Genomic DNA, 21,641 nt, shown 5'->3' with positions numbered 1-21,641 from the left:
TCCGCTCTGCGAAGCTTGGCAACCAGCTGCACGTATCGTTCGAAGTTCCTGACGAACTCGTCGATGAAAGCACGAGGGTAGAACTCCTGACCGCGAAGGGCGGCGTAGTCGCGACAGCTACAGCAAGGTCCATGTTCGGGACGAACAAGGTTGCCATGGATGCCCCGAAGAACGGCGTCTATATCCTCCGCGTCCGCGTGGGCTCAGCCCAGCTGACGCAGCGGATCCTCGTGAAATAGGTGAAAGAACGAGTATGCAAAGAGGCACGGGGCAATACCCCGTGCCTTTATCTAATAACTGATGACCAATAACTGACAACCTAACATTTATAACTTAGCAGTTTAACGAATAATAGCGATTTTTTAAATTAGGGGGGCCGGAAGGCCTCCTTTTTAGCATACTATTGCATGTTTCGAAAAAAAAATATATATTTCCCACATCACCATCAAAAACATTAGGAGCTCCTATGGCAATAAACCACAATCTCTTAACGGGACAGTTCCGTCCTCTTGGCGAAAACAAAATTGAGCATTCCCTTTCTGCGACCCAGAAGGTGTTGCCCACGCATACGGGGAAAAAGGCCATGCGCCACATGACCCCGCGAAATCGAAAGCCGAAACTCGAAAAATCGTAACGGTAGTTGTCATCCTGGAGACCGTTAGGGCGATAGGATCCAAGGAAATCCCAAAAGAAGATTTGTATTTTTGGCTTCGTGAACGAAAACCCTTTTGAACTTCTAAAAACTAGCGGCTGCAGCAAGGCGCGTCTTGGGGTGCTGCATACGGCGCATGGCGATGTGACGACACCCGTTTTTATGCCGGTGGGTACTGCGGCGACGGTCAAGGGGCTAACGAGTCGCGACATTTGCGAACTTGATGCTGAGATTATCCTTGCGAATACTTACCATCTCTACTTGCGGCCCGGGACGAAACTCATTGCCGAAGCGGGGGGCGTGCAGAAGTTCATGAGCTGGAACAAGCCGATGCTTACGGATAGCGGCGGATTCCAAGTGTGGAGCTTGAAGCAGTTTCGCAAGATTACTGAAGAGGGCGTCCAGTTCAAAAGTTTGCTGGATGGTTCTCGTCATTTGTTTACGCCGGCGAGCGTGATGAACGCACAGCGGGAAATCGGTGCGGATATCATCATGGCGTTCGATGAATGTACTCCGTATCCGAGTACCGTCGAAGAAGCCGAAAAGTCGCTCGCGCTTACGCTCAAGTGGACGCATGAGGCGAAGGAATGGCTGGAGGCAAATCCGCCGATTCACGGCTATCCGCAGTATTTCTTCGGGATTGTACAGGGCGGCATGCACAAGGAACTTCGCCAGAAGTCTATCGAAGCGCTTAAGGAAATTGCACCGGACGGTTACGCGATGGGCGGGCTTTCGGTGGGCGAGCCTGTCGAGACAATGTACGATATCGCTGATTTTTGTACAAACTTATTGCCCGAAGATCGTGCCCGTTATGTGATGGGGGTGGGGACTCCCTGGAATTTGCTTGAACTTGTGAAACGCGGTGTCGATATGTGCGATTGCATTTTGCCGGCAAAAAACGCACAGGATGGATTAGTTTATACACACCAAGGCGTGCTGCGTTACAAGGGTGCAAAGTTTGCCCATCAGCACGATTTGCCGCTTGACCCGAATTGCGATTGCTATTGTTGCCGTAACTACAGTCGCGCTTATCTCCGTCATTTGTTCAAAGAAAAAGAACCGCTTGGCTGGACGCTTGCTGCCATACACAATCTGCATTTTTACATCCACTTGATGAAAGATGTCAAATCTCACATTGCAGACGATACCTTCGAAAAATGGGCCGATGAACAAGTGAAAAAGCTGCAAGAAAATGCAGGATAAAATCATATTGTAGCATATAAGACGGTTGCTGTAGTATAATAATCGCGCTGTCGTTAATTTTGAAAGACATGTTAAAAAAACATGGATAAATCTAGTTCTAGGCTAAAATTATATGTATATTGGTCCTCGAGTGGATGGTTGTTTTATATCAGGGAGAAAATATGTCGAAGTTTTTTTATGCTCTTTTGGGCTTGCTGATTGTTGGGAACGCTTTTGCCGTAGTTGGGGATACGATTTATATTGATTACGATTTGCAGGGTGGAAAGAACAATCCTGAAAACTTATCTTCTTATTTATATAGCACTCGCTCGGATTATCCTTCGATTGATTTTTTCCCGCCCACTAAAGACGGTGCAGACTTTCTGGGCTGGTTTTTTGATTCATCTCCTTACGATAATAAAGCAATCACCTATACTGATCCTGTCATTTCTCTCTCCCGCCCCCAAAAAGGAAGACTGTCTCTCTATGCTCGCTGGGGTGTGAAGGCGAAAATCCCCCAACAGAATGAGTCGGGATGTATGCTGGTTCACGATGCTGCAGAACTCTACGGTGCTGTGAAAGCCTCTGATAGTTTAATGCGAAAAAATAAACAAATTTGTGTTTCCATCGAAAATGATATCGTCGTCAACAAGAACCTTTTGGCCGCCGATGGATCCCCGAATGAGGGAACCCATTACTGGTGGAAACCTTTTGGAAATTTTATGGGCGTCATTGAAGGGAATGGTCACACAATCTCGGGCTTATATGGAAATGTTGGATTTGTTAATATTGCTGAAGGCGAATATAACGCTTTAATTCAAAATTTAGGAATTGTTGATTCTTATTTTGCTGGCAATGATTATGTTGGTTCTTTTATTGCAAATACGCTAGGTTTTGGAATTTCACTGAAGAATGTATATAGTACGGCTACTTTGGATAGCAGGGGCCGCTATGTCGGAGGCCTTGTCGGTTTTGCTCAAGTTCAACAAGACCATTGCGCGGAAGTTACTCTTGATGCTCCGATAAGCAAAGCCCCTCGTGCAGCCAACAATTATGACAATAATTATAATGCTGTAACTATAGAAAATGCCTATTATGCGGGACATTTGATTGGTTATCGCGTAGGTGGTCTTGTTGGCGGGACTGATTTTGCCGTATTCAAAAATACATTCTTTGCAGGAACCGCTGAGGCAAAGAAGAGTTTTTCTGCCATCAGCCAAAAAGGTGTGACTCAATGTCAAAAATTTTCGAACTGGAAAGTCGTTGCTGAAAATACTTTTTACCTCGATTCCTTTACCAATGACGAGTTTGAAGCGAGTGCATCAACTGCTACCGCTTTTTCCGATGGAACTGTTCTTGAAAAACTCGTGAAGGGCTCTAGTAGCCCCATCTGGACGCAGGAGGTCGGGAAGGACGCTTATCCGAAATTGAAAGGCGTGTATTACGATATTGCGTATGATTTGGCCGGTGGCGTCAATGACTCTGTTAATCCGAATTATTACAAGCCTGAACAGGAAGTGTTGTTGAAGCCTGCGTCAAAGGATGGTGATGTTTTTGAAGGTTGGTTTGCCGATTCGAACTTTGTAACACCGGTAGAAAAAATCCTTGCTACGGATAAAGGAAATAAGAAGTTTTTTGCCAAGTGGAAAAATGGATATTCCATTACCTATGTGAATGACGGCTCGTATTCTTCTGTGTTGAATCGGAATCCGGTTTACCGTTATGCGGATTCTGCAACATTTGTGTTGAAACAGCCCACGAAGAGCGGGAAGACTTTTGTGGGTTGGTACTCGGATTCTGCCTTTACGACTGCAGTGACAGAACTGCCCACGGGAAACACCGAAGATATCGTTCTTTACGCCAAATGGAGTGCCCGTGAAATTATGATTTCGTACAATTTGGTCGGTGGTACTATGGGAGATGCGAAGAACCCGGACAAAACTCTGAACGGTGAAACGATTACGCTTAAAAGCCCAACGCGTGAGGGATACCTTTTCCATGGCTGGCTTGGCACGGATGGCGCTATATTGAATGAAACTGGCGATTTTGATCGAACTTATTTTGTTAATTCAAAAAATGATGAAATCGAATTCAAGGCTGATTGGACTTATGCTCCCCAAAAACCGGCAACGGATGCTGATGGCTGTTATCTTGTAACAAACGTTCATGAATTGTTCTATTTTGACGAAATTGCAAATAGTGTGTTAAGCGAAAAACCGTCGATAAAAGCCTGCATCAAGATCATGAACGATATTGTTGTGAACAAAGATATGAATAACGCCAATTTTATTGATTGGAATCCGATGAATTACAAAAATACTTTCGCTGGAATCATTTATGGTAATGGACATTCCATCAGTGGAATGTATATGAATTGTAAATATCTCTATAATGACAACTATAGAGTCTTTTATGGATTGATTGAAAATAAATCCTATCAACAAATTTATCCTGAAGTGCAGAATTTATATCTCGCTAATTTCTATTTTGCTAACGAATATTACGAAAAGGTCTTGCTCAATGTAAATGGTAAGGATGGTCCTGGCGATGGAAGAAGCGGAATCCGCAAGACGATTGCACCATCTCCGTTGAAGAAAAAAATTGCCCCCAAGTTCGATGCTAAAGGCCGCAATATGAACGTGCGTCCTAATTATGGGGTGTACTTCTGATATTGTGAATATTTTTCTAAATTTGGGCGCATGATCAGTATCACTAAGCTTTTGATGGATGCCCCGAATTTTGGGGATTCTCTCCGTTATGAACCTCATGCTCATGCTGCGAAAAATGGCGTGGGTGCTGGGCGCGGTCCCGTGGTTGTTTGGAACTGCACGAAGACTTGCAACTTGAAGTGTGTCCACTGCTATGCGCGTTCCGAGGCGATTAAGTACCAGAATGAACTTTCGCACGAAGAGGGTATTAAGCTTATTGATCAATTGGCGGAATTTAATGTGCCGGTGCTGTTGTTCAGCGGTGGCGAACCGCTTTTGCGTCCCGATTTTTTTGAACTTGCAAACTACGCGGCATGCAAGGGCATTCGTCCGACGATTTCGACGAACGGCACCTGCATTACGCCTGATGTGGCGCAGAAGTTGAAAGCGATGGGCGTGGGTTATGTGGGCATCAGCTTGGATGGTTGTGAAGAAACTCATGACAAGTTCCGCGGTAAACCGGGCGCGTACCAGCTGGCATTGCGCGGTATCCGCAACTGCGTGGCGACGGGCCAGAAGGTTGGACTGCGCTTCATGATTACGCGTTACAACGTGCAGGACCTGAATGCAATTTTCGATTTGCTCGAAGCCGAGAACATTGACCGCGTATGCTTCTATCATTTGGTGTATAGCGGTCGTGGCTCTGCGATGGTTGCAAATGACTTGAATCACGAAGAAAGCCGCAAGGCGATGGACTTGATTATTGATCGCACTTTGGACTTCAAGAAGCGTGGCGTGAACAAGGAAATCTTGACGGTCGATAACCATGCTGATGCCGTTTATCTGTACCAGCGCATGAAACGTGAAGATCCGGCGCTTGCAGAAAAGGTTTTGGAACTGATTCAACGCAACGGTGGTAACCGCAGTGGTATGGCGTTTGGCAATATCGATAGCGTCGGCAACGTGCATCCGGACCAGTTTACGCAATATATTACGCTCGGAAATGTTCGTGAGCGTAGCTTTGGCGATATTTGGACGGACTTGTCGAACCCGATTATGGCGGGACTCAAGGACCGTAAGCCACTTTTGAAGGGCCGTTGCCCGAAGTGCGCTTTCTTGAATTTGTGCAATGGCAACTTCCGCACGCGTGCCGAAGCGGTAACGGGCGACTTCTGGGCTGAAGATCCGGCCTGCTATTTGACGGATGAAGAAATTGGGATTGGTTGTTAGTCAATGGTCATTGGTTGTTGGTTATTAGTAGGAAGTTGGCAGAATAATTCGCAATTAGGAATTGTTGATGTGTCATCCTGAGCGGAGAGCCGCAGGCTCGAAGTCGAATGGATCTAGTTATTTTAAATGAGTGAATTAAATCAACATCTTCTCGCGATTATTCAAGACGGTTTTCCGTTGGTGGAACGTCCGTATTTGCACTTGGCGGAAATGTTGAATGTTTCGGAACAAGAAGCTTTTGACGCTGTTGAAATGCTACGTGCTTCGGGCGTAATTCGGCGCATTGGCGGCGTGTATGATTCCAAAAAGTTGGGCTTCATTTCGAGACTTTGCGCAGGGAAGATGATGACGTCGTCGCAAGATTTTTCAGCTGAATCGCACGAAGCGACTGCGATGGAAAAGTTCGCGGTGGTAGTGAATGAAGAACCCGCGATTACGCACAATTACATTCGTAGCCACGAATACAATGTGTGGTTTACTGTCATTTCAGAAAATGAGGCGGCTATAGAATCAATTGTGGAACGCATTTGTGCGAAAACGGAATTGCACGACGTTCATGTACTCTCCGCCACCAAGAAGTACAAAATCAATACGGTGATGGGGGGTGCTGACGCACCAGTGGTTAGTAGGCAGTGGTTAGTAAACAGGATTGGAGGCGAGAGTCTCGAAGCGCGGCAATCTCTAGCGGGAGCATTAACAGAATCTGACCGCACCCGTATTCGCACGGCTTGTGATGACATTCCGCATTCACTTACACCATTCAAGGATTGGGGCATTTCTTGCGATGAACTTCGCGAAGACCTTGCCTCAAAACGCATGCGCCGCTTTGGTGCGATTCTCCGCCATCAAGAAGCGGGCTTTGCGTTCAATGCAATGGTCTGCTTTGATTTGGACGAAAGAGGCGGATATCAAAAGCCCGCGGAATCTCGTCATTCTGACCCTGGAGTGCTTTGCACGAAAGGGGAAGAATCCAGTAAAGTTCTTCTTCTTGCGAACAAGCATTACGTTTCTCATTGCTACGAGCGTCCGTCCTTTGAAGGCTTTCCGTACAACTTATACGCAATGATGCATGCGCAGACATCTGCCGAATTGGACGACTATATCAAGGATGCTGCAACTCTGCTAGGCAACCCCGAATATGTCGTTCTACATTCCGTGCGGGAACTCAAGAAAACTAGTTTCAAGTTCTTTGTTTGATGCGAACTTCAATACGCTTAGATTCTGACACCGATTCCCGCAGATACGACTCCACGTTGCCCAAAAGAGAGCAAATGAAGTATAATATTAAATTCTCTTCCTATTTCAAGCCCTAAAAAAGTGACATGAAACATCGGAGAAACGCCTGATGTTATGTTGGTTATAGAGATTCCTGCGTCGAATTCTATAAATGGATTGACGAAGCCTTCGTTATTTAAATTTAATTTGAATTTGGGCATGATTGTATAAAAGGAACCATTTACGAAGGGATGTGCGTAATTGAAAACAAGTCCAGCTTCGACAACTTCATTGAATTTGTATCCATAATCTATTGAAAATGCACCAAACATGGATTCTTGCAATTCTGCAGTACCTAAAGAATATATGGCTGTAGCGACAGAAGCGTAAGCGGCGGCGACATCTGTCATTGTGAAGATTCCGTAAGTGAATGAAACGCTGTGATGTTTTAGCGTGTCTTTGGGGACGCTTGTTTGTGCCATGGAATGGTCTATTTGATTTGCTTGGCTTGAGGAAGATTGCCAAGAGGAATCATTTGCTTCGATTCCCTCTCCGGCTTGTTTATTTTTGACATATTCACCCATTTCCCATGCGCTGGCCTGTGATGCGAAAAATAACGAAATAATCGTTGCAAAAAGAATCTTTTTAAACATTTTAGAAATATCCTGACAAGACAAATAGATGTAAATAAATTATATAAAAATAACTGTTCTAGAGTACAAAGAGAATGTTTTCTCCGTTGTAAAAACGTTTGCTTTGATGAGAATCGTCCTTTATAGCGTAAGAAAGCGTGTAATTTTTCTATCTTTGGGTCATGCGCAAGATTTACATGGCAGGAATGAGCCACAAGGTGGCTGAAATCGCTATCCGCGAGAAGTTTTATATCCCGATGGATGTAAAGACGGACGCTCTGCAAAATTCCCCGTTCGATGAGCTTTTGATTTTGGCTACATGTAACCGTACTGAGGTTTATGTGGCGAGTGACCGCGATTTGGATACCGCCGAATTGGTTCGTTATGTTTGCGGTCTGGCTCATCAAAATTATGATGATTTTGCAAAGTTCTTCTACACGAAAGCGGGCGAGGATGTTGTGCATCACGTGATGAACGTGTGTGCGGGGCTTGATTCCGTGGCCATGGGCGAGGACCAAATTTTGCATCAGATTGATCGTGCCTACGAAACTGCACACCAGCTCAAGGCGACTGGCAACAGTTTAAATAAACTTTTTCAAAGTGCGATTCACACGACAAAGCGCATCAAGACCGAAACGAACTTGAGCAAGCTCAGTTGCAACATTCCGTTTTTGGCAATGAAGCAGGTGCAAAAGACATTTGACGATTTGGAAAACCGTACCGTTTATATTGTTGGGCTTGGCGAAATGGGATCGCTCATGCTCAAGTACGTACAAGAGAATACGACGAAAATTTTTGCGAGCAGCAGGACGTTTGCGAATGCGGAAAAGTTTGGCGATGTCTTGACTCCGGTCCGATTTGAAGACCGCTATTGCGTTGTGGGTAAGAGCGATGTGCTGATTCTTTGCAGTGCGAGCCAGGAACCGATTATCACGAAGGATGAATTTGAAAAAGCGATTGCATTGTGTCATCCTGAGCAACGTGAAGGAGTCTGTGAAGGTTCGTTTGCTGCAACAGCCACTCCGAAGCGTCTCGTCGTTGATTTAGCGAATCCGCGCAATGCGGAACCTTCGATTGGCGATTTGCCCGGCGTGCAATACGTTTGCGTGGATGATTTGGAACAAATTGTGTCTGAAAACCGTCGTTTGCGAATGATTGAACTCGAAGCGGCTCAAACGATTTTGCAACAAGGCATCGAAGAATTTATGCAATGGTATCGCATGGACGATATCGCAAAAGATATTCACGTTTTTGCCGAAAAAATGGTGGCAACCGCGAATGAAGAAGTTGAAAAGTTGATGCGTTCGCTCCCGGAAGTGTCTGATGTGGACAAAAATCGCATCCGTATGATGTATGTTCGCTTTGCAAAGAAAATGGCAAACGATTATTTGTACAAGGTAAAAGATTCAAATGCAGCCGAAGATGTGATGACGTATCTGAAATGTCTTCGTGAATGCAATTAGGGGCATCAATGAAACTCCGTATAGCGACTCGCAAAAGTGCTTTGGCTTTAGCCCAAACGACAATGGCCGCTGATGCTATCGTTGCAGTGAACGCAGAACCGCTGACGTACGAACTTGTCTCCATGACGACGGAAGGCGACCGCCGTTTGGACAAGTCGCTGGCGAGCTTTGGCGGCAAGGGCGTGTTCATCAAGGAATTGGAAATCGCTCTTCTCGAAAATCGTGCCGATATCGCTATCCACAGCCTTAAAGATATGCCTGCCGAAGTACTGCCGCAGTTCAAGCTTGTCGCAGTCTTGAAACGTGAAGACCCGCGTGATGCGTTTCTCTCGCGTGGCGGAGCTGCTGGCGTTCGATTTATGGATTTGCCCGCAGGAGCTCGCGTCGGGACGGGGAGCATACGCCGTATCGTCCAGCTGAAAGCGCTCCGTCCAGATATTGAATACGTGCCGATTCGCGGAAACATCCAAACGCGCATCAGCAAACTTGCAGAACTTGATGGTGTTGTGCTTGCTGCGGCGGGCCTCAAACGCATGGGCCTTGCAGACCTAGTGACGGAATACTTTAGTACCGATCAAATGCTCCCTGCCAGCGGTCAAGGAATTCTTGCGATTGAAACTTTGAATGTTGCCCGCCAAAATTTGTACAGCTCTCGTCATTTGGAATCGGATTTTAACGGTTGTCATCCTGAGCGAAGCACGAAGTGCGAAGTCGAAGGAGCCTGTGACGTTTCCGAGTTCCTCTCACAAATTCTCGCACATGCGAATGACCTTGAAACGTTCTGCGTTGCCTCCGCCGAAATGGCTTATTTGAAAGCTCTTAATGCGGGTTGTCAGTTCCCGGTGGCGAGTTTTGCAGAATTTGTGAGCGATAGTTCTTGCGACTCTAGCATTTGCTGCACAAACGATTCTAGCAGCGTTGCAAAGACTTTAAAAATTCGTGGCATTTATTGGGACGAAAATTCTAACCGTTTACTCCGTGCGGAATGTAGCGGCTCTATAGAATTGAGTTCCGCAGATTCTGTGCTGCAATCTAAAAATTTGGGCGTTACGCTTGCCCAAGAAATCAAGAAACAATTGTAAAAAGATCCCCGAATAAATGATGGCTTCTGCATGGATCCTATCGGTCGCACGGCTCCCTTCAGGATGACTTGAAGCGTCGATGACATGCGTGAAATCGGTTCTTTATTTGAAATCTGATGCGTAAATCAGGCTGACTTCGGCTTTCCCTAAATTGGGCATGGCGGCGAGGCGGTTGGCCTGTTTTTCGATAACCTTTTCGAATAAGTTACGCACATAACGTCCGTTGCCAAAATGTTCGTCTTTTTCTTGTACCGCAGCTGCAATGCGTTTTTTCATCGCAATTTCCGCATCGTAATTCATGACGTAATCGTACTTCGACAAAAGCGTCTTGAATATTTGTGCCAGTTCATCTTCCGTATAGTCAGGGAATTCGATATACCTGTTGAATCTCGAAGATAGCCCTGGATTGGAATTTACGAAGTTTTTGATTTCTTTTGTGTATCCGGCGATGATGACTACCAATCTATCGCGGTCATCTTCCATGCGTTTGAGAAGCGTGTCAATTGCTTCTTGACCATAATCGCCTTCGGAGTTTCTAGAGAGCGTGTAAGCTTCGTCAATGAACAGGACTCCGTTCAATGCGCTGTCGATGACTTTGTTCGTTTTGATAGCTGTTTGTCCCATGTAGCCAGCGACTAAATCGGCTCGCGTAGTTTCTACCAAATGGCCTTTTGAAACAACACCCAGCTCTCTAAAAATTTCGGCCATGATTCGTGCAATCGTCGTTTTGCCTGTTCCCGGATTCCCCGAAAACACCAGATGGCAAGAGGTCGGCGGAACGGAGAGGCCTTTTTTGCGGCGTTCTTTTTGAATCTTGATAAAGTTGCGGAATGTGATGACTTCTTTCTTAACTGAGGCAAGGCCAATCAAGTCGTCCAATTTTTTAATTGCATCTCCGCCTGTTATTTTGTTAGGCTTTTCTGCATTGACATTCCATGCGGCGGAATCCTTTACTGCATCTTTATAGCCTACAGGGCGTGCGGAACACTTTACCCATCCAGCGTTGTGGATAAGTGAACGATAATTGCCGATAAAGCGCTCCAAGCGCTGGAGCCACTGAACTTCTTGCGGCGAAAGCTTATGGTCTATGTTTGCAAGTGCTGCTGAAAAATCGTACATCAAGCGCATATATTTCTTGACTGCATCTGGCGAAAATTCCGCGAAAATCGAAGCGAAAAGGAATATTTCTCCAGTAGCTTCAATCTGGGCGTGGTTCCGTTCCAAATTCTTCAGCAGTGCATTCATGTCAATTGTCTTATCGACGAACGCTTGATAGACAAGGCGATTCCAGTCCGTCGTGGTCGGAGCGTTTGTTCGCAACCGCAAAAGAAGCGTGATGAAACCGCACGATTCAAAGGAGTCAAAACTGACTTCGTGTCCAAGTTTTGCGGAAAGGTAGGCTACATCCGAAAGGAAAACGGTCGATAGTTCTTGAAAGGTGTCAGTCCCTGCTTCGACTGCAGAAAAATGTTGACGCAATTTTAATGCAACGCCGTCGTAATGGATGAAATCCTGGAAGAATTTTGAAATGGCGCTAACTGTGGGTTCGAGTCTTTTCATGCAAGTCGTGAGTTTCGGATTGATTGTTCCGTCCGGTTTCACGGCGACTGCGTAACCAGAATTTCCAACCACATTTTCCATTGGCGAGGTCAAAGCCTCTTTCATGAGATCGGCGATTTGCTGCGAAGTTTCGTGCTCCCGATACTTGCTCCACAAGCTTAATGCGACAAAAACGACAAGAATAAAGATTCCCACAAAAATAAAATATGCGATTGGCCCATAGACTGTAGCAAGCTTGATTGTTACCACGACACCGAACATCATCACCATGGAGATGATGAGCATTAAAGCCTTGACTAAATTCTGATTATTCTTGCTAGACATAAAATTCCTTTAAATTACCAAATAAAATGTAAAATATTTTCTTTTTTCTTACATTCGTTTCGCAATCTTAAGAGGTAAAAGGGGGAGGACCCGTGTTTTGTTGATTCTTTGTCCCTGTGTTTGGGGAATTTTTGCGATGGTTTTTCTGCAATATATTTTTTTGAAAAATTTTTTGCTTTTTTGTGCAGTAATTGTTATATTTAGTGAACAAAAAGGCAAGTAAACAAGTGTGTCGTAATTTGATACTGTAATTGATTAAAATGGATATACGCGATAAACTGAACATTCTAGGCGATGCTGCCAAGTACGATGTTTCGTGCTCGTCGAGCGGTTCCAAGCGGAACTCGCCAAAAGGCGGTATGGGCTGCGGGCACAGTTCCGGCATTTGTCACACGTGGAGTGCCGACGGTCGTTGCATTTCTCTTTTGAAAGTGCTGTTCAGCAATGCGTGCAAGTACGATTGCGCTTATTGCGTCAACCGCCGGAGCAACGATATTCCGCGAGCGACGTTTACGCCTAAGGAACTGATTAATCTTACGTTGGAATTTTATCGACGCAATTATATAGAAGGGCTTTTCTTGAGTTCGGCGGTTATCGGTACGCCTGATTACACGATGGAACTTTTAATCAAAGTTGCAAAAGAACTGCGGCTTGTTCACCATTTTGGCGGTTACATCCATTTGAAGGCTATTCCCGGAGCAAGTTCAAGGCTGTTGTTCGAAGCGGGGCTTTACGCCGACCGCAGCAGCGTGAACATCGAGATTCCTTCGGACAAGCAACTGCAATACCTTGCGCCCGAAAAGAATTTTGCCTCTATTTACCGCCCGATGAACTTTTTGGCGGAACGCAAGCTGGAATATAAAACGGACAAGTCCAAGTATTCGCCGAAATTTTTGCCCGCCGGGCAGAGCACGCAGATGATTGTCGGAGCGTCGAGGGAGACCGATTTCCAGATTCTTACGCTTTCGGCTGGATTTTACAAGCAACAGCAAATGAAGCGTGTCTATTTTTCGGGTTACGTCCCCATCAATGCGGACAAACGCCTGCCCGTCATTACAACGAAACCGCCGCTTTTGCGGGAACATCGGCTGTATCAAGCAGACTGGCTTATGCGTTTTTATAAGTTCGAGTACAACGAAATTCTTGACGAAAAGAATCCGTTCTTGGATCCGGACTTGGACCCGAAAGTGATGTGGGCGTTACGCCATCCAGAATGTTTCCCGGTAGATTTGCAGACCGCCGATTACGAGATGATCTTGCGTGTGCCGGGCATTGGCGTGAGGTCCGCGCAGCTTATCGTAAGCGGTAGGCGGTATTCTAAAATTCGACTCCAACACTTGAAAAAAATGGGGGTGGTGCTCAAACGTGCGAAATACTTTATTTATGACAGTGATATCCCGCGTGAACTGCACAAGCTATACCCGGAAATGATTCGCCCGCTGCTTATTGTCGGCAAACCCAAATCCGACCAGCTCGATTTGTTCGACTCCATGCCCGCAGCATTACCCGCTCCTGCAGCCGCTCTACCAACGGCCCTGCCAACCGCAAACAACTAATGACCAATGACTAACAACTATTTCCTTGGATCCTATCGGTCGCGTTGCTCCCTCCAGGATGACTCCGCTATCTTCCTACTTCCTACCGCCTACTTCCTACTAACTCATGTCACTCGCCATTCATTACGATTCTACATTCGACGGTTTTTTGAGCGCGGTATTTGAAATTTACCGCCAGCATCTCGACGTTACAAGCTTTGTCGCCGAGCGATCTTACGAAACCGAAAGCGGAACCGCGACCGACCTTTTCGCCCAACCGTTCCACATCGAGACTTCAGAATCTTCTGCCGAACGCCTTAAACGTGCTATCGTGAAATTCGCCAGCAAAGATGTTTTGTACCTGCTAGAAACGTGTTTCCGTTCCGAAGACGCAGGAATTGAAATGAACATCCTCGCTTACCTCCGCAAGCTATTTGCCGGACTTGACCCGAATTACGGTCGCAATCCGTCTAGCCTTGAGATGATCCCGCTCATTACGATAGCCCGTTCCGTCCGCCGCGAAATGGACGCCATGTATGGAATGGTCCGTTTCAACAAGGCTCCCGACGGAATGTACATTGCCGAAATCGAACCCAAGTACGATGTTCTTGAAATGATTGTCGGGCATTTCCGCGCTCGTTACCCGAACGGCACTTGGGCAATCGTGGATGTCAAACGCGGCTTTGGAGTGTATTATGAGAACTACCGGACGCATTTCGTGACTGTTCCCGATCGCAACTACATCGCGACGCATGCTCCGCCGGACCAGTTTACGCAAATGTGGAAGTCCTATTACGACACGATGGCGATCAAGGAACGATTGAATCCGCGGCTTCTTCGGCGGTGCTTGCCGGTTCGTTACTGGAAACATCTCCCGGAGCGTTCACTGTTGGGTTCTTCAATACAAAACGTAGGGAAGGAGAGTTCTCCGCTCCCCTCAAATGTCGCCAAGGAAAACTCCGCCGCATCGTTAAAACTCAAGGCTCCATCTTAATGTTTTCCCATAAAGCCCCAAGATGCCCCAAGTCCAATCTTGTTGTTCAACCTTCCTTGCTGAAATTTTTATATATGGCGAAAAAAATTAGGCACTACAAAAAAATTTAGTTGTATATTTATATTGGGTAAATATTGGACTTAACGAATTTATGGAGAAAATAAAAGATATGAACGGCTCCACTGTAAAACCGGGTTTTTTCGTTCAAGATTCTTTTCTGTATAGCAAGGACAACGAAAAGGTTGTTCTCCGTGGTGTAAACCACATGTTTATTTGGACGGATCGCGAAGGCAAGACTATCCCTGAAATTGCAAAAACTGGCGCAAACTGCGTTAGAATCGTCTGGAACACCCGTGGTCGTATCAGCGATCTCGACAACATCATCTCGCTTTGCATTGCAAACGGCATGATTCCGATACCCGAAATTCACGATACGACCGGTAACTGGGACCGCCTGAGCGACGCTCTTGATTTCTGGCTTCGCGAAGAAACGCTCCAGATGATTTACAACCATCAGGAATATTTGATTCTGAACATCGGTAACGAACCGGGTGACAAGGCTCAAAGTGCCGACGAATTTTTCAATGCCTATAACATCATCGTGACGAAGCTCCGTGCTTCCGGCGTGCGCGTACCCATCATGATTGATGCCGACGAATGGGGCCAGAACGAAAAGAATTTGTTGAACGTAGGCCCCAAGCTTTTGCGTGCTGACCCGGAACACAACTTGATTTTCTCGCTTCACATGTGGTGGCCGACCGAACGTCATAATCCGGTCGCAACCGGTTACGAGACCGTCCAGGACCGCATCAAGGGTGTGCTTGAAGAATCTCTTAAAGCCAAAATTGCACTTATCGTGGGCGAATTCGCTCCGGTGGCTGCTGGCGGCGTGAGGGAAATCCCTTACAAGTTTATCATGTCGGAATGCGAACGTTTGAGCATTGGTTGGCTTGCGTGGAGCTGGGGTCCGGGCAACTTTGACAGTCCCGACATGGACATGACGGTTCATGGCTCGTACAACACGCTGGTGGGCTGGGGCAAGGAAGTTGCCGTTGATAGCCCGCTTGGCATCCAGAATACAAGCGTTATTCCGAACTTTATCCAGAACAAGGACTTCACGACCGGCTCTCAGGGCTCCGGGGCGAACATCATTGAAAACGGTGACTTTAGCGCGAGCGATCCGCTCAGCTGCTGGACGACCGACTTCTGGGGCGGAAATGGCGAAGTCACTGTGAAGGATGGCGTTGTCCATTTTGACATCAAAAAAGGCGGCAAGGAATCCTGGAACATCCAGTTCAAGCAGCATTTCGCTCTCCACAAGGGCGTGACCTACGTGTTTAGCATGCGGGCCAAAGCGGACAAACCGCGTACGCTCAACGTGAACATCAAGAAGGATTGCGTCGTTTATACGCCGTATGCCAACGGTCGTATTCTGGACTTGAGCACGAGTTGGCAGAACTTCAGTTGGAAATTCACGATGAAGGAGGAAACCGACCTCGATGCCGTGCTCATCTTCGACATGGGGGGAGTTCCGATCTCGTGGAACCTTGCCGATGTTTCGCTCGTCCATGCAAGAAGCGTCGCCGATCGCCTCAACAGGACGTTCCAGCGCAACGTGCAAAAGAATTCCGGCTACTTCAATGCGCCGAATGGCCCGTGGGAACTGCACCTTTATTCGACCAACGGCACTCTGCTCGATATACTCGACAAAGGGAAGGGCGGCGAAGGCATGCGCCAGTATCCGAAAATCGAACGCAGCGGCATCATGGTCATCAAGGACCTTGCTTAACGCTTGTTCTAAATAAATTTGCCAATTGACGGCAAGAAAAAGGCTCGCCAGATTTCCTGACGGCCTTTTTTGAATCTTCGAAGAGTAGTGCTAGGCATTGATTGTTGTTTTTATGAATTCACATGTTTTTTCGCCTATACTATCGGACTCGTAATATTTGTCCCAAATATCGCAAACCTCATCAAGAATTGAAAGATCGTCCATGGCAAACGGTTTCTCGATCATGGGCGCAAGACGTTGCACGTTTTCTAGACCGAGGTTTGCTTGAGCTTCGTATAGCCCTGCAGAGCCTGTGCGTGCAACCCATTCATTGATGATGTATTTGCCCCATCCGACGATACTATTGTGTTCAAAACCTTCGTTCGGGTGACGCATGCCAGTGTTAAACGACAGAATCTTGTAATCGCCATTGAATTCTGGGATTGTTTTTAAACCCGATTCCAAAACCATGATGGGATCGTTTGCCCACAATCCGCCATCGCAATAAGTTTCTGTTACGCCATCTTTATCGCGGCTTATGGGATCGAAATATGTTGGCGCGGAGCAACTCGAAAGTATCGCGAACCATTGGTCTGTCGTGTTGTCGCCACGGTCCCAAACCTTTTCTACTCTTTGACCATTCATGAACGTTGATGGAATGTAGATGGGTTTCTTGAACTTATCCATCGTTTCAGCGAAATTCTGCTGTAAAAGATGTTTGAGGTTGGAATTTTTGTAAAGATGGAAATCCAAAGAAAAAAGGCTTACAATTCTAGGAAATCTGATTCTTGTGAATATGGATGGCAAATTATTTCGATACAGGTCGTATAGTTGCGTTGCCGTCATGCCAGTGCAAAGGCCTGCCGCTACAATGGACCCCGTTGATGTGCCTGCAAATGCAGATCCCGCATCTGCGAGATGAAATCCAAGCTCGTCTTCGAGACGACGCATAAAATGCAGCGGACCGATGCCGAGCGCACCGCCACCCGAAATAGAAATCGCGAGTTTCATGAAATTCTCCTAAGTGAAAGTGTTCTGAAAAATACGCACTCCAGGATTAACTGGGGTGCCAATTATTTTCAAAATTTGTAGTAAACCGTATTAAAGTTTCCCCGATTAAAACTTGTCAACGTTTACCAATGCTTCTATTCATTAATTACTATTAAGTTGATTTTTACTCATTGGTGTTTGACGAATATTTTTTTTACATGTTGTATGTGTGTCGTAAAACACAAAATAATGATTAGTTTATCGTGAAATAAAAATCCGCTTGACAAAATAAATCAAGCGGATTGTGATTTAGTTCAAATTGTTGAATAAGTTTTCCTTATTCCTTTTTTTTATTTCTTTAGATGTCTAATTATGAGTGTTCCCGCAACTCCCAGCGCAAACCCCACAGTTGCTGTCAACACGTACCCGCATGTTTCCGATGAAAGGATGAATGCCCCGTATTCGGTTTGTGCTTTAGAAATTTCGGATCCCGAAAAAACGCCTATTGCAGCGAATAATGAAGTTAACGAAATGCAGACTGATGCCGCCAAAAGATTTTTTACTTTTTTATCGTGCTTTTGTCGGATCAATTTACTGCGGTGTTTTATTTCCTTAAGTGCGTTTTCTGTTGTGTATTTCATGATTTCCTCCTTAATTATAACAACTTCCATTTTATTAATGGCTTTTTTGTGTGTTTTTACTCACGGTTTAATGTAAATTTTTTCTTTTACATTATGTAACGAGAAAGACACCCAAGAAAAACCTGGGTGCCTTGAGAGGTGTAAATTGAATGGGAAATTCTTTTCGAGTTTATGGCTTGGCTCGTTGGACTAAGTAGAATTACGTCTTTGTCTGCTTCTGCGCCGGAATAAGCGTACAATCAAAAACGAGGATTCTTCGTCCATCTAATATTTTAAACTATTTTCATCAATTTTTTCTTAAGAGTCTGTTTTCATCCTCCATCCTACAATTAAATGCACAAATTGATGTTTTTACTCACTATTTTATTGTTAAAAAAACTTTTCATTATATTGTACAAAAAAGTTTATTGTATTATATATATATTAATTAAATTTATTATACAAATGCGGGAAGCGGATAATCAACGTTGTTGGTTACCTCCGCAGGGAATGGTGAATAAAGAGTTATTTTGAATGGAGACGAACTTCATGCCCGATAGCGACGGACTGTTATTTATTCGGTTTATGACCAATAACGATCAAAATGCTCTTGAGGTTCTTTTTAAAAAATATAGAGAGGGTTTGGTTCTATTTATCTACGGATTTGTCCAAAATGCAGATGTCGCTGAAGAATTGATGATGGACACTTTTGCTGTCTTGGCTTCGGGGACTGCTCACTACAAAGAATCCGATGATGCTTCTTTTAAGACCTGGCTCTTTGCGGTTGCTAAAAATCAGGCGCTACTTTATTTGAGAAAACAAAAGATTAGATTTGTGTCGCCTGAAAAAGATTTTTTGAATAACTTAGAGGCTGATGCGAACTTTCAGCCTGTCGTGGAGTTCCTAAAAAATGAAAGAAACGCGCTGCTCTACCGTGCAATGAAGACAATTGATGCGGATTATCGGCAAACGTTGTTCCTTCTCTATTTCGAGGATATGAAGCCGGAGCAGATTTGCCGGATTATAAAAAAGAGTATCAAACAGACGTACAATTTATTGGCTAGGGGGAAAGAAGCATTGCGCGTTGCTTGTGAAAGGATGGGTAAATCATGGGATATGTAGTTACAGGTGTAATAGCTTTCTTTTTGGGGGCTTCGGTTGCTCAATTGGTATTGCATGTGAAAAAGGTCAAGCGGGAGAATTCCAAAAATGAGTGATCGGACTCTTTGGGAAATCATTTTGACCGTTTTGCAATCAGGAGCTTTGGCTGTTGTTATCGTAAATACGATTAGATTGATGCTAAAAGAAAAAACAGTTTTTTTGCCATTCATGTTTGTATTGGCTATGGTAAGTTTCCTCCTGAGCGATTTGTACTGGATTGCATACGATCTCTTGAAACCGGATACGAGAATGCCTATTGCCTGTAATGAAATTGGCGAGTGCGCCATAATTCTCCTTTTGTCTGCTGGATTGGATTCGCTGATTGGTGACAAGAAAAAAATTGCAGGGGAGATTGTATTTGCTTTTTTGTTTATGGGTGCAAATATCGCGTTGTGGATTGCTTGGTCGGGGGAGTGGTTTCAAGATATTTTATTCGGAATTCCGTATGTCTATTTCTTATGGGTTTTGATTCGTGGCCTGCGATACAGGGGGTGTATGACTCCTAAAGAGTTGCTGGTTGCTTCGGCTGCGTGCGTTTTTGTTTTGATAATGCAAATCCCTTTATTTGTTGTAAAAGGGAATTTGTTCTTTTTATCCGAAATCATAGGATTTGGGATGATGTTTGCTGTGATGGCTTGGCTTGGGGTTAAGAGTGTTCGGTCTAAGGATTTTTTTGTGACAGCTTCTTTCTTTTTATGGACGGAATTGTCCATGTTCTTGACGCCGGATTTTTATTACGATTTGGCCATGTTTGCAAATACGATCTCGTTTTTTTTCATGTTCAATTCGATGAAGAAGGAACTAGCTAATGATATATGCTGAGAATGTTTTGATATGTTTCACGGTTCCCTTCGCTATTTCATTGCTTTTTACTAGGGGGCATTCCCGTCGATTGATAATGGCGTTCCTTGCCGGGATGATCGTTTGCATACTGTCTGCATACATTGCCGGATTTTTTGAAGTGATGTCTGGTTTTAATTCCGAAGATACTTCCATTTTCTTGTCTCCGATAATTGAGGAGTGCATGAAACTTTTGTTGCTTCTTTTTTGCATTTATGTGTTCGAACTGTCGGATGAAGAAATTCAGTTGTTTGCTGTTGGCGTTGGTGCCGGGTTTGCGACTTTTGAAAATTGCTGTATCATGCTTTCTTCGGGGGCGCAACATTTGACTTATGCGTTGATCCGCGGTTCGGCAGTCGGCGTGATGCATATAGTGACTTTGGTTGCCCTTGCCAAGGGGCTTCAGTTGTTGAAATCGTACAAGGCGTTTTCGCTTGCGGGAACGGCGGGCGTTTTGTCTTTATCCGTGACTGTCCATGGACTTTACAACCTTTTAGTTTCTAAGCCTGGTATTTCGTCGTATATCGGATATGTTTTGCCGATGATTTGTGCGATATTGTTGTGTCGGATAAATTGTGTGCCGATGGGGAAAGAGGAAAAATAGTTTTGGAGGCGATCTAATCTCGTATATCTTGAGCTTGATGATTATATGTACCACTTAGGGAGTTTTCTTTCTTTTTCCAAAAGTGATTTTTTGAACATATCTGTTTTATCTGTTTTCTTAGCGACATTCCAATTGCTGATATCTCCGTTGAATTGAGAATTTTTAAACATTCTGGCCATGTCCTGGACTTTGGAAACGTTCCAATTGCTAATATCTCCGTTGAATTGAGAATTTTCAAACATTCCGGCCATCTCCTGGACTTTGGAAACATCCCAATTGCTGATGTCACCGTTGAATTCGGAGCCTGCAAACATTCCTGCCATGTTCTTGACCTTGGACACATCCCATTTGCTGATATCTCCGTTGAATTTGGAACCAGAAAACATTTGCAACATGTCTCGAACATGCGACACATCCCAATTGCTGATATCGCCATTGAATTGAGAACCCTTGAACATTTGCATCATGTCCTTGACCTTGGATACATCCCACTTGCTGATATCACCGTTGAATTGAGAACGTGAAAACAATCTGACCATGTTATTGACTTTGGATACATCCCAATTGCTAATATCGCCATTGAATTGAGAATCTTCAAACATTGCAACCATGTCTCGAACATGCGACACATCCCAGTTGCTGATGTCACCGTTGAATTTGGAATTATTAAACATGAAGCTCATGTCTTGAACACGTGAAACGTTCCATTGGCTGATGTCGCCAGTAAATTGAGAACCAGCAAACATTTGTGTCATGTCCTTGACTTTGGACACGTTCCATTTGCTGATATCTCCATTGAATTTGGAATCCGAAAAAATGAAGCTCATGTCTTGAACATGCGACACGTCCCATTTGCTTAAGTCTCCGTTGAATTCGGAATCAGAAAACATGAAGTGCATGTCTTGAACATGTGAAACGTTCCAATTGCTGATGTCGCCGTTGAATTTGGAATCATTAAACATGAAGCTCATGTCTTGAACAAGCGAAACGTCCCATTTGCTGATGTCGCCGTTGAATTCGGAATGTTCAAACATGAAGTGCATGTCTTGAACAAGCGAAACATCCCATTTGCTGATATCGCCGTTGAATTTGGATTTCGAAAACATATTGGCCATGTTTTGAACATGCGACACATCCCAAT

At 44.9% G+C, this 21,641-nt stretch carries 19 protein-coding genes; 14 read left to right on the top strand and 5 right to left on the bottom strand.

The genetic code is table 11. The features are described 5' to 3' along the window. From IKG78_RS07060 to IKG78_RS07035, 6 genes are all read left to right on the top strand, one after another. The coding region (locus tag IKG78_RS07060; protein ID WP_290941530.1) for a T9SS type A sorting domain-containing protein at positions 1–239 on the top strand (239 nt) is incomplete at its 5' end. Positions 240–466: 227 nt separating this feature from the next. Further along, on the top strand, positions 467–634 hold the full coding sequence (locus IKG78_RS07055) for a hypothetical protein (protein WP_290941528.1): 168 nt from the start codon (positions 467–469) through the stop codon (positions 632–634). A gap of 78 nt (positions 635–712) precedes the next feature. Further along, positions 713–1,855 (top strand): tRNA guanosine(34) transglycosylase Tgt, encoded by a 1,143-nt coding sequence (gene tgt / locus IKG78_RS07050; protein WP_290941525.1) that lies wholly within the window; start codon positions 713–715, stop codon positions 1,853–1,855. 161 nt (positions 1,856–2,016) lie between these two features. After that, complete coding sequence (locus IKG78_RS07045; protein ID WP_290941523.1) at positions 2,017–4,503, top strand: InlB B-repeat-containing protein; 2,487 nt, start codon at positions 2,017–2,019, stop codon at positions 4,501–4,503. 30 nt (positions 4,504–4,533) lie between these two features. Next, positions 4,534–5,712, top strand: coding sequence for a putative heme d1 biosynthesis radical SAM protein NirJ1 (nirJ1, locus tag IKG78_RS07040; RefSeq protein ID WP_290941520.1), 1,179 nt, complete (start codon positions 4,534–4,536; stop codon positions 5,710–5,712). Between the two features lie 126 nt (positions 5,713–5,838). Further along, positions 5,839–6,909: an Lrp/AsnC family transcriptional regulator gene (locus IKG78_RS07035; protein ID WP_290941517.1), complete on the top strand. Its 1,071-nt coding sequence runs from the start codon at positions 5,839–5,841 to the stop codon at positions 6,907–6,909. A 17-nt stretch (positions 6,910–6,926) separates the two neighbouring features. Here IKG78_RS07035 and IKG78_RS07030 read toward each other — a convergent pair whose 3' ends face one another. Continuing rightward, entirely contained in the window at positions 6,927–7,580 is a 654-nt protein-coding gene (locus tag IKG78_RS07030; protein WP_290941514.1) for a hypothetical protein, read from the bottom strand. 161 nt (positions 7,581–7,741) lie between these two features. Here IKG78_RS07030 and hemA point away from each other — a divergent pair, with 161 nt between their 5' ends. Further along, complete coding sequence (hemA, locus tag IKG78_RS07025; RefSeq protein WP_290941512.1) at positions 7,742–9,022, top strand: glutamyl-tRNA reductase; 1,281 nt, start codon at positions 7,742–7,744, stop codon at positions 9,020–9,022. Between the two features lie 8 nt (positions 9,023–9,030). Continuing rightward, positions 9,031–10,104 carry a hydroxymethylbilane synthase gene (gene hemC, locus IKG78_RS07020; RefSeq protein WP_290941509.1) on the top strand — a complete coding sequence of 358 codons (1,074 nt, stop codon included), beginning with the start codon at positions 9,031–9,033 and terminating at the stop codon, positions 10,102–10,104. Between the two features lie 102 nt (positions 10,105–10,206). On the opposite strand, the gene IKG78_RS07015 is transcribed toward hemC, so the two are convergent. Then, entirely contained in the window at positions 10,207–11,988 is a 1,782-nt protein-coding gene (locus IKG78_RS07015; protein ID WP_290941507.1) for an AAA family ATPase, read from the bottom strand. Between the two features lie 260 nt (positions 11,989–12,248). On the opposite strand from IKG78_RS07015, the gene IKG78_RS07010 reads away from it, so the two are divergent. The 3 genes from IKG78_RS07010 (at position 12,249) to IKG78_RS07000 (ending at position 16,306) form a co-directional block, all read left to right on the top strand. Further along, on the top strand, positions 12,249–13,544 hold the full coding sequence (locus IKG78_RS07010; protein WP_290941504.1) for a putative DNA modification/repair radical SAM protein: 1,296 nt from the start codon (positions 12,249–12,251) through the stop codon (positions 13,542–13,544). Between the two features lie 106 nt (positions 13,545–13,650). Beyond that, positions 13,651–14,517: a TIGR03915 family putative DNA repair protein gene (locus tag IKG78_RS07005; RefSeq protein ID WP_290941502.1), complete on the top strand. Its 867-nt coding sequence runs from the start codon at positions 13,651–13,653 to the stop codon at positions 14,515–14,517. A gap of 151 nt (positions 14,518–14,668) precedes the next feature. Then, complete coding sequence (locus IKG78_RS07000; protein ID WP_290941499.1) at positions 14,669–16,306, top strand: cellulase family glycosylhydrolase; 1,638 nt, start codon at positions 14,669–14,671, stop codon at positions 16,304–16,306. Positions 16,307–16,396: 90 nt separating this feature from the next. Here the strand turns inward: IKG78_RS07000 and IKG78_RS06995 are convergent, their stop codons facing one another. After that, positions 16,397–17,296, bottom strand: a complete 900-nt coding sequence (locus tag IKG78_RS06995) for a patatin-like phospholipase family protein (RefSeq protein WP_290941496.1) — start codon at positions 17,294–17,296, stop codon at positions 16,397–16,399. Positions 17,297–17,625: 329 nt separating this feature from the next. After that, positions 17,626–17,916, bottom strand: a complete 291-nt coding sequence (locus tag IKG78_RS06990; RefSeq protein WP_290941492.1) for a hypothetical protein — start codon at positions 17,914–17,916, stop codon at positions 17,626–17,628. Positions 17,917–18,429: 513 nt separating this feature from the next. Between IKG78_RS06990 and IKG78_RS06985 the strand changes: the two genes are divergently transcribed. The 3 genes from IKG78_RS06985 (at position 18,430) to IKG78_RS06975 (ending at position 20,500) form a co-directional block, all read left to right on the top strand. After that, positions 18,430–19,017, top strand: coding sequence for an RNA polymerase sigma factor (locus tag IKG78_RS06985; RefSeq protein ID WP_290941489.1), 588 nt, complete (start codon positions 18,430–18,432; stop codon positions 19,015–19,017). An 87-nt stretch (positions 19,018–19,104) separates the two neighbouring features. Beyond that, on the top strand, positions 19,105–19,878 hold the full coding sequence (locus IKG78_RS06980) for a hypothetical protein (protein ID WP_290941486.1): 774 nt from the start codon (positions 19,105–19,107) through the stop codon (positions 19,876–19,878). 76 nt (positions 19,879–19,954) lie between these two features. After that, positions 19,955–20,500, top strand: coding sequence for a PrsW family glutamic-type intramembrane protease (locus IKG78_RS06975; RefSeq protein WP_290941483.1), 546 nt, complete (start codon positions 19,955–19,957; stop codon positions 20,498–20,500). A gap of 41 nt (positions 20,501–20,541) precedes the next feature. On the opposite strand, the gene IKG78_RS06970 is transcribed toward IKG78_RS06975, so the two are convergent. Further along, positions 20,542–21,641: BspA family leucine-rich repeat surface protein (locus IKG78_RS06970; RefSeq protein ID WP_290941481.1), on the bottom strand; the 1,100-nt coding region annotated here is incomplete at its 5' end.

The organism is Fibrobacter sp., from assembly GCF_017545445.1.
GTDB lineage: Bacteria > Fibrobacterota > Fibrobacteria > Fibrobacterales > Fibrobacteraceae > Fibrobacter.
Note: the sequence above shows the minus strand (reverse complement) of the source record. Positions and strands in the feature narration are given on the sequence as shown.

Bases quoted from the DNA above. Each gene is read 5' to 3' on its own strand.
- IKG78_RS07055 (WP_290941528.1), top strand. From the start codon at position 467: ATGGCAATAAACCACAATCTCTTAACGGGACAGTTCCGTCCTCTTGGC.
- IKG78_RS07045 (WP_290941523.1), top strand. From the start codon at position 2,017: ATGTCGAAGTTTTTTTATGCTCTTTTGGGCTTGCTGATTGTTGGGAAC.
- nirJ1 (WP_290941520.1), top strand. From the start codon at position 4,534: ATGATCAGTATCACTAAGCTTTTGATGGATGCCCCGAATTTTGGGGAT.
- IKG78_RS07035 (WP_290941517.1), top strand. From the start codon at position 5,839: ATGAGTGAATTAAATCAACATCTTCTCGCGATTATTCAAGACGGTTTT.
- IKG78_RS07030 (WP_290941514.1), bottom strand. From the start codon at position 7,580: ATGTTTAAAAAGATTCTTTTTGCAACGATTATTTCGTTATTTTTCGCA.
- hemA (WP_290941512.1), top strand. From the start codon at position 7,742: ATGCGCAAGATTTACATGGCAGGAATGAGCCACAAGGTGGCTGAAATC.
- hemC (WP_290941509.1), top strand. From the start codon at position 9,031: ATGAAACTCCGTATAGCGACTCGCAAAAGTGCTTTGGCTTTAGCCCAA.
- IKG78_RS07015 (WP_290941507.1), bottom strand. From the start codon at position 11,988: ATGTCTAGCAAGAATAATCAGAATTTAGTCAAGGCTTTAATGCTCATC.
- IKG78_RS07010 (WP_290941504.1), top strand. From the start codon at position 12,249: ATGGATATACGCGATAAACTGAACATTCTAGGCGATGCTGCCAAGTAC.
- IKG78_RS07005 (WP_290941502.1), top strand. From the start codon at position 13,651: ATGTCACTCGCCATTCATTACGATTCTACATTCGACGGTTTTTTGAGC.
- IKG78_RS07000 (WP_290941499.1), top strand. From the start codon at position 14,669: ATGGAGAAAATAAAAGATATGAACGGCTCCACTGTAAAACCGGGTTTT.
- IKG78_RS06995 (WP_290941496.1), bottom strand. From the start codon at position 17,296: ATGAAACTCGCGATTTCTATTTCGGGTGGCGGTGCGCTCGGCATCGGT.
- IKG78_RS06990 (WP_290941492.1), bottom strand. From the start codon at position 17,916: ATGAAATACACAACAGAAAACGCACTTAAGGAAATAAAACACCGCAGT.
- IKG78_RS06985 (WP_290941489.1), top strand. From the start codon at position 18,430: ATGGAGACGAACTTCATGCCCGATAGCGACGGACTGTTATTTATTCGG.
- IKG78_RS06980 (WP_290941486.1), top strand. From the start codon at position 19,105: ATGAGTGATCGGACTCTTTGGGAAATCATTTTGACCGTTTTGCAATCA.
- IKG78_RS06975 (WP_290941483.1), top strand. From the start codon at position 19,955: ATGGCGTTCCTTGCCGGGATGATCGTTTGCATACTGTCTGCATACATT.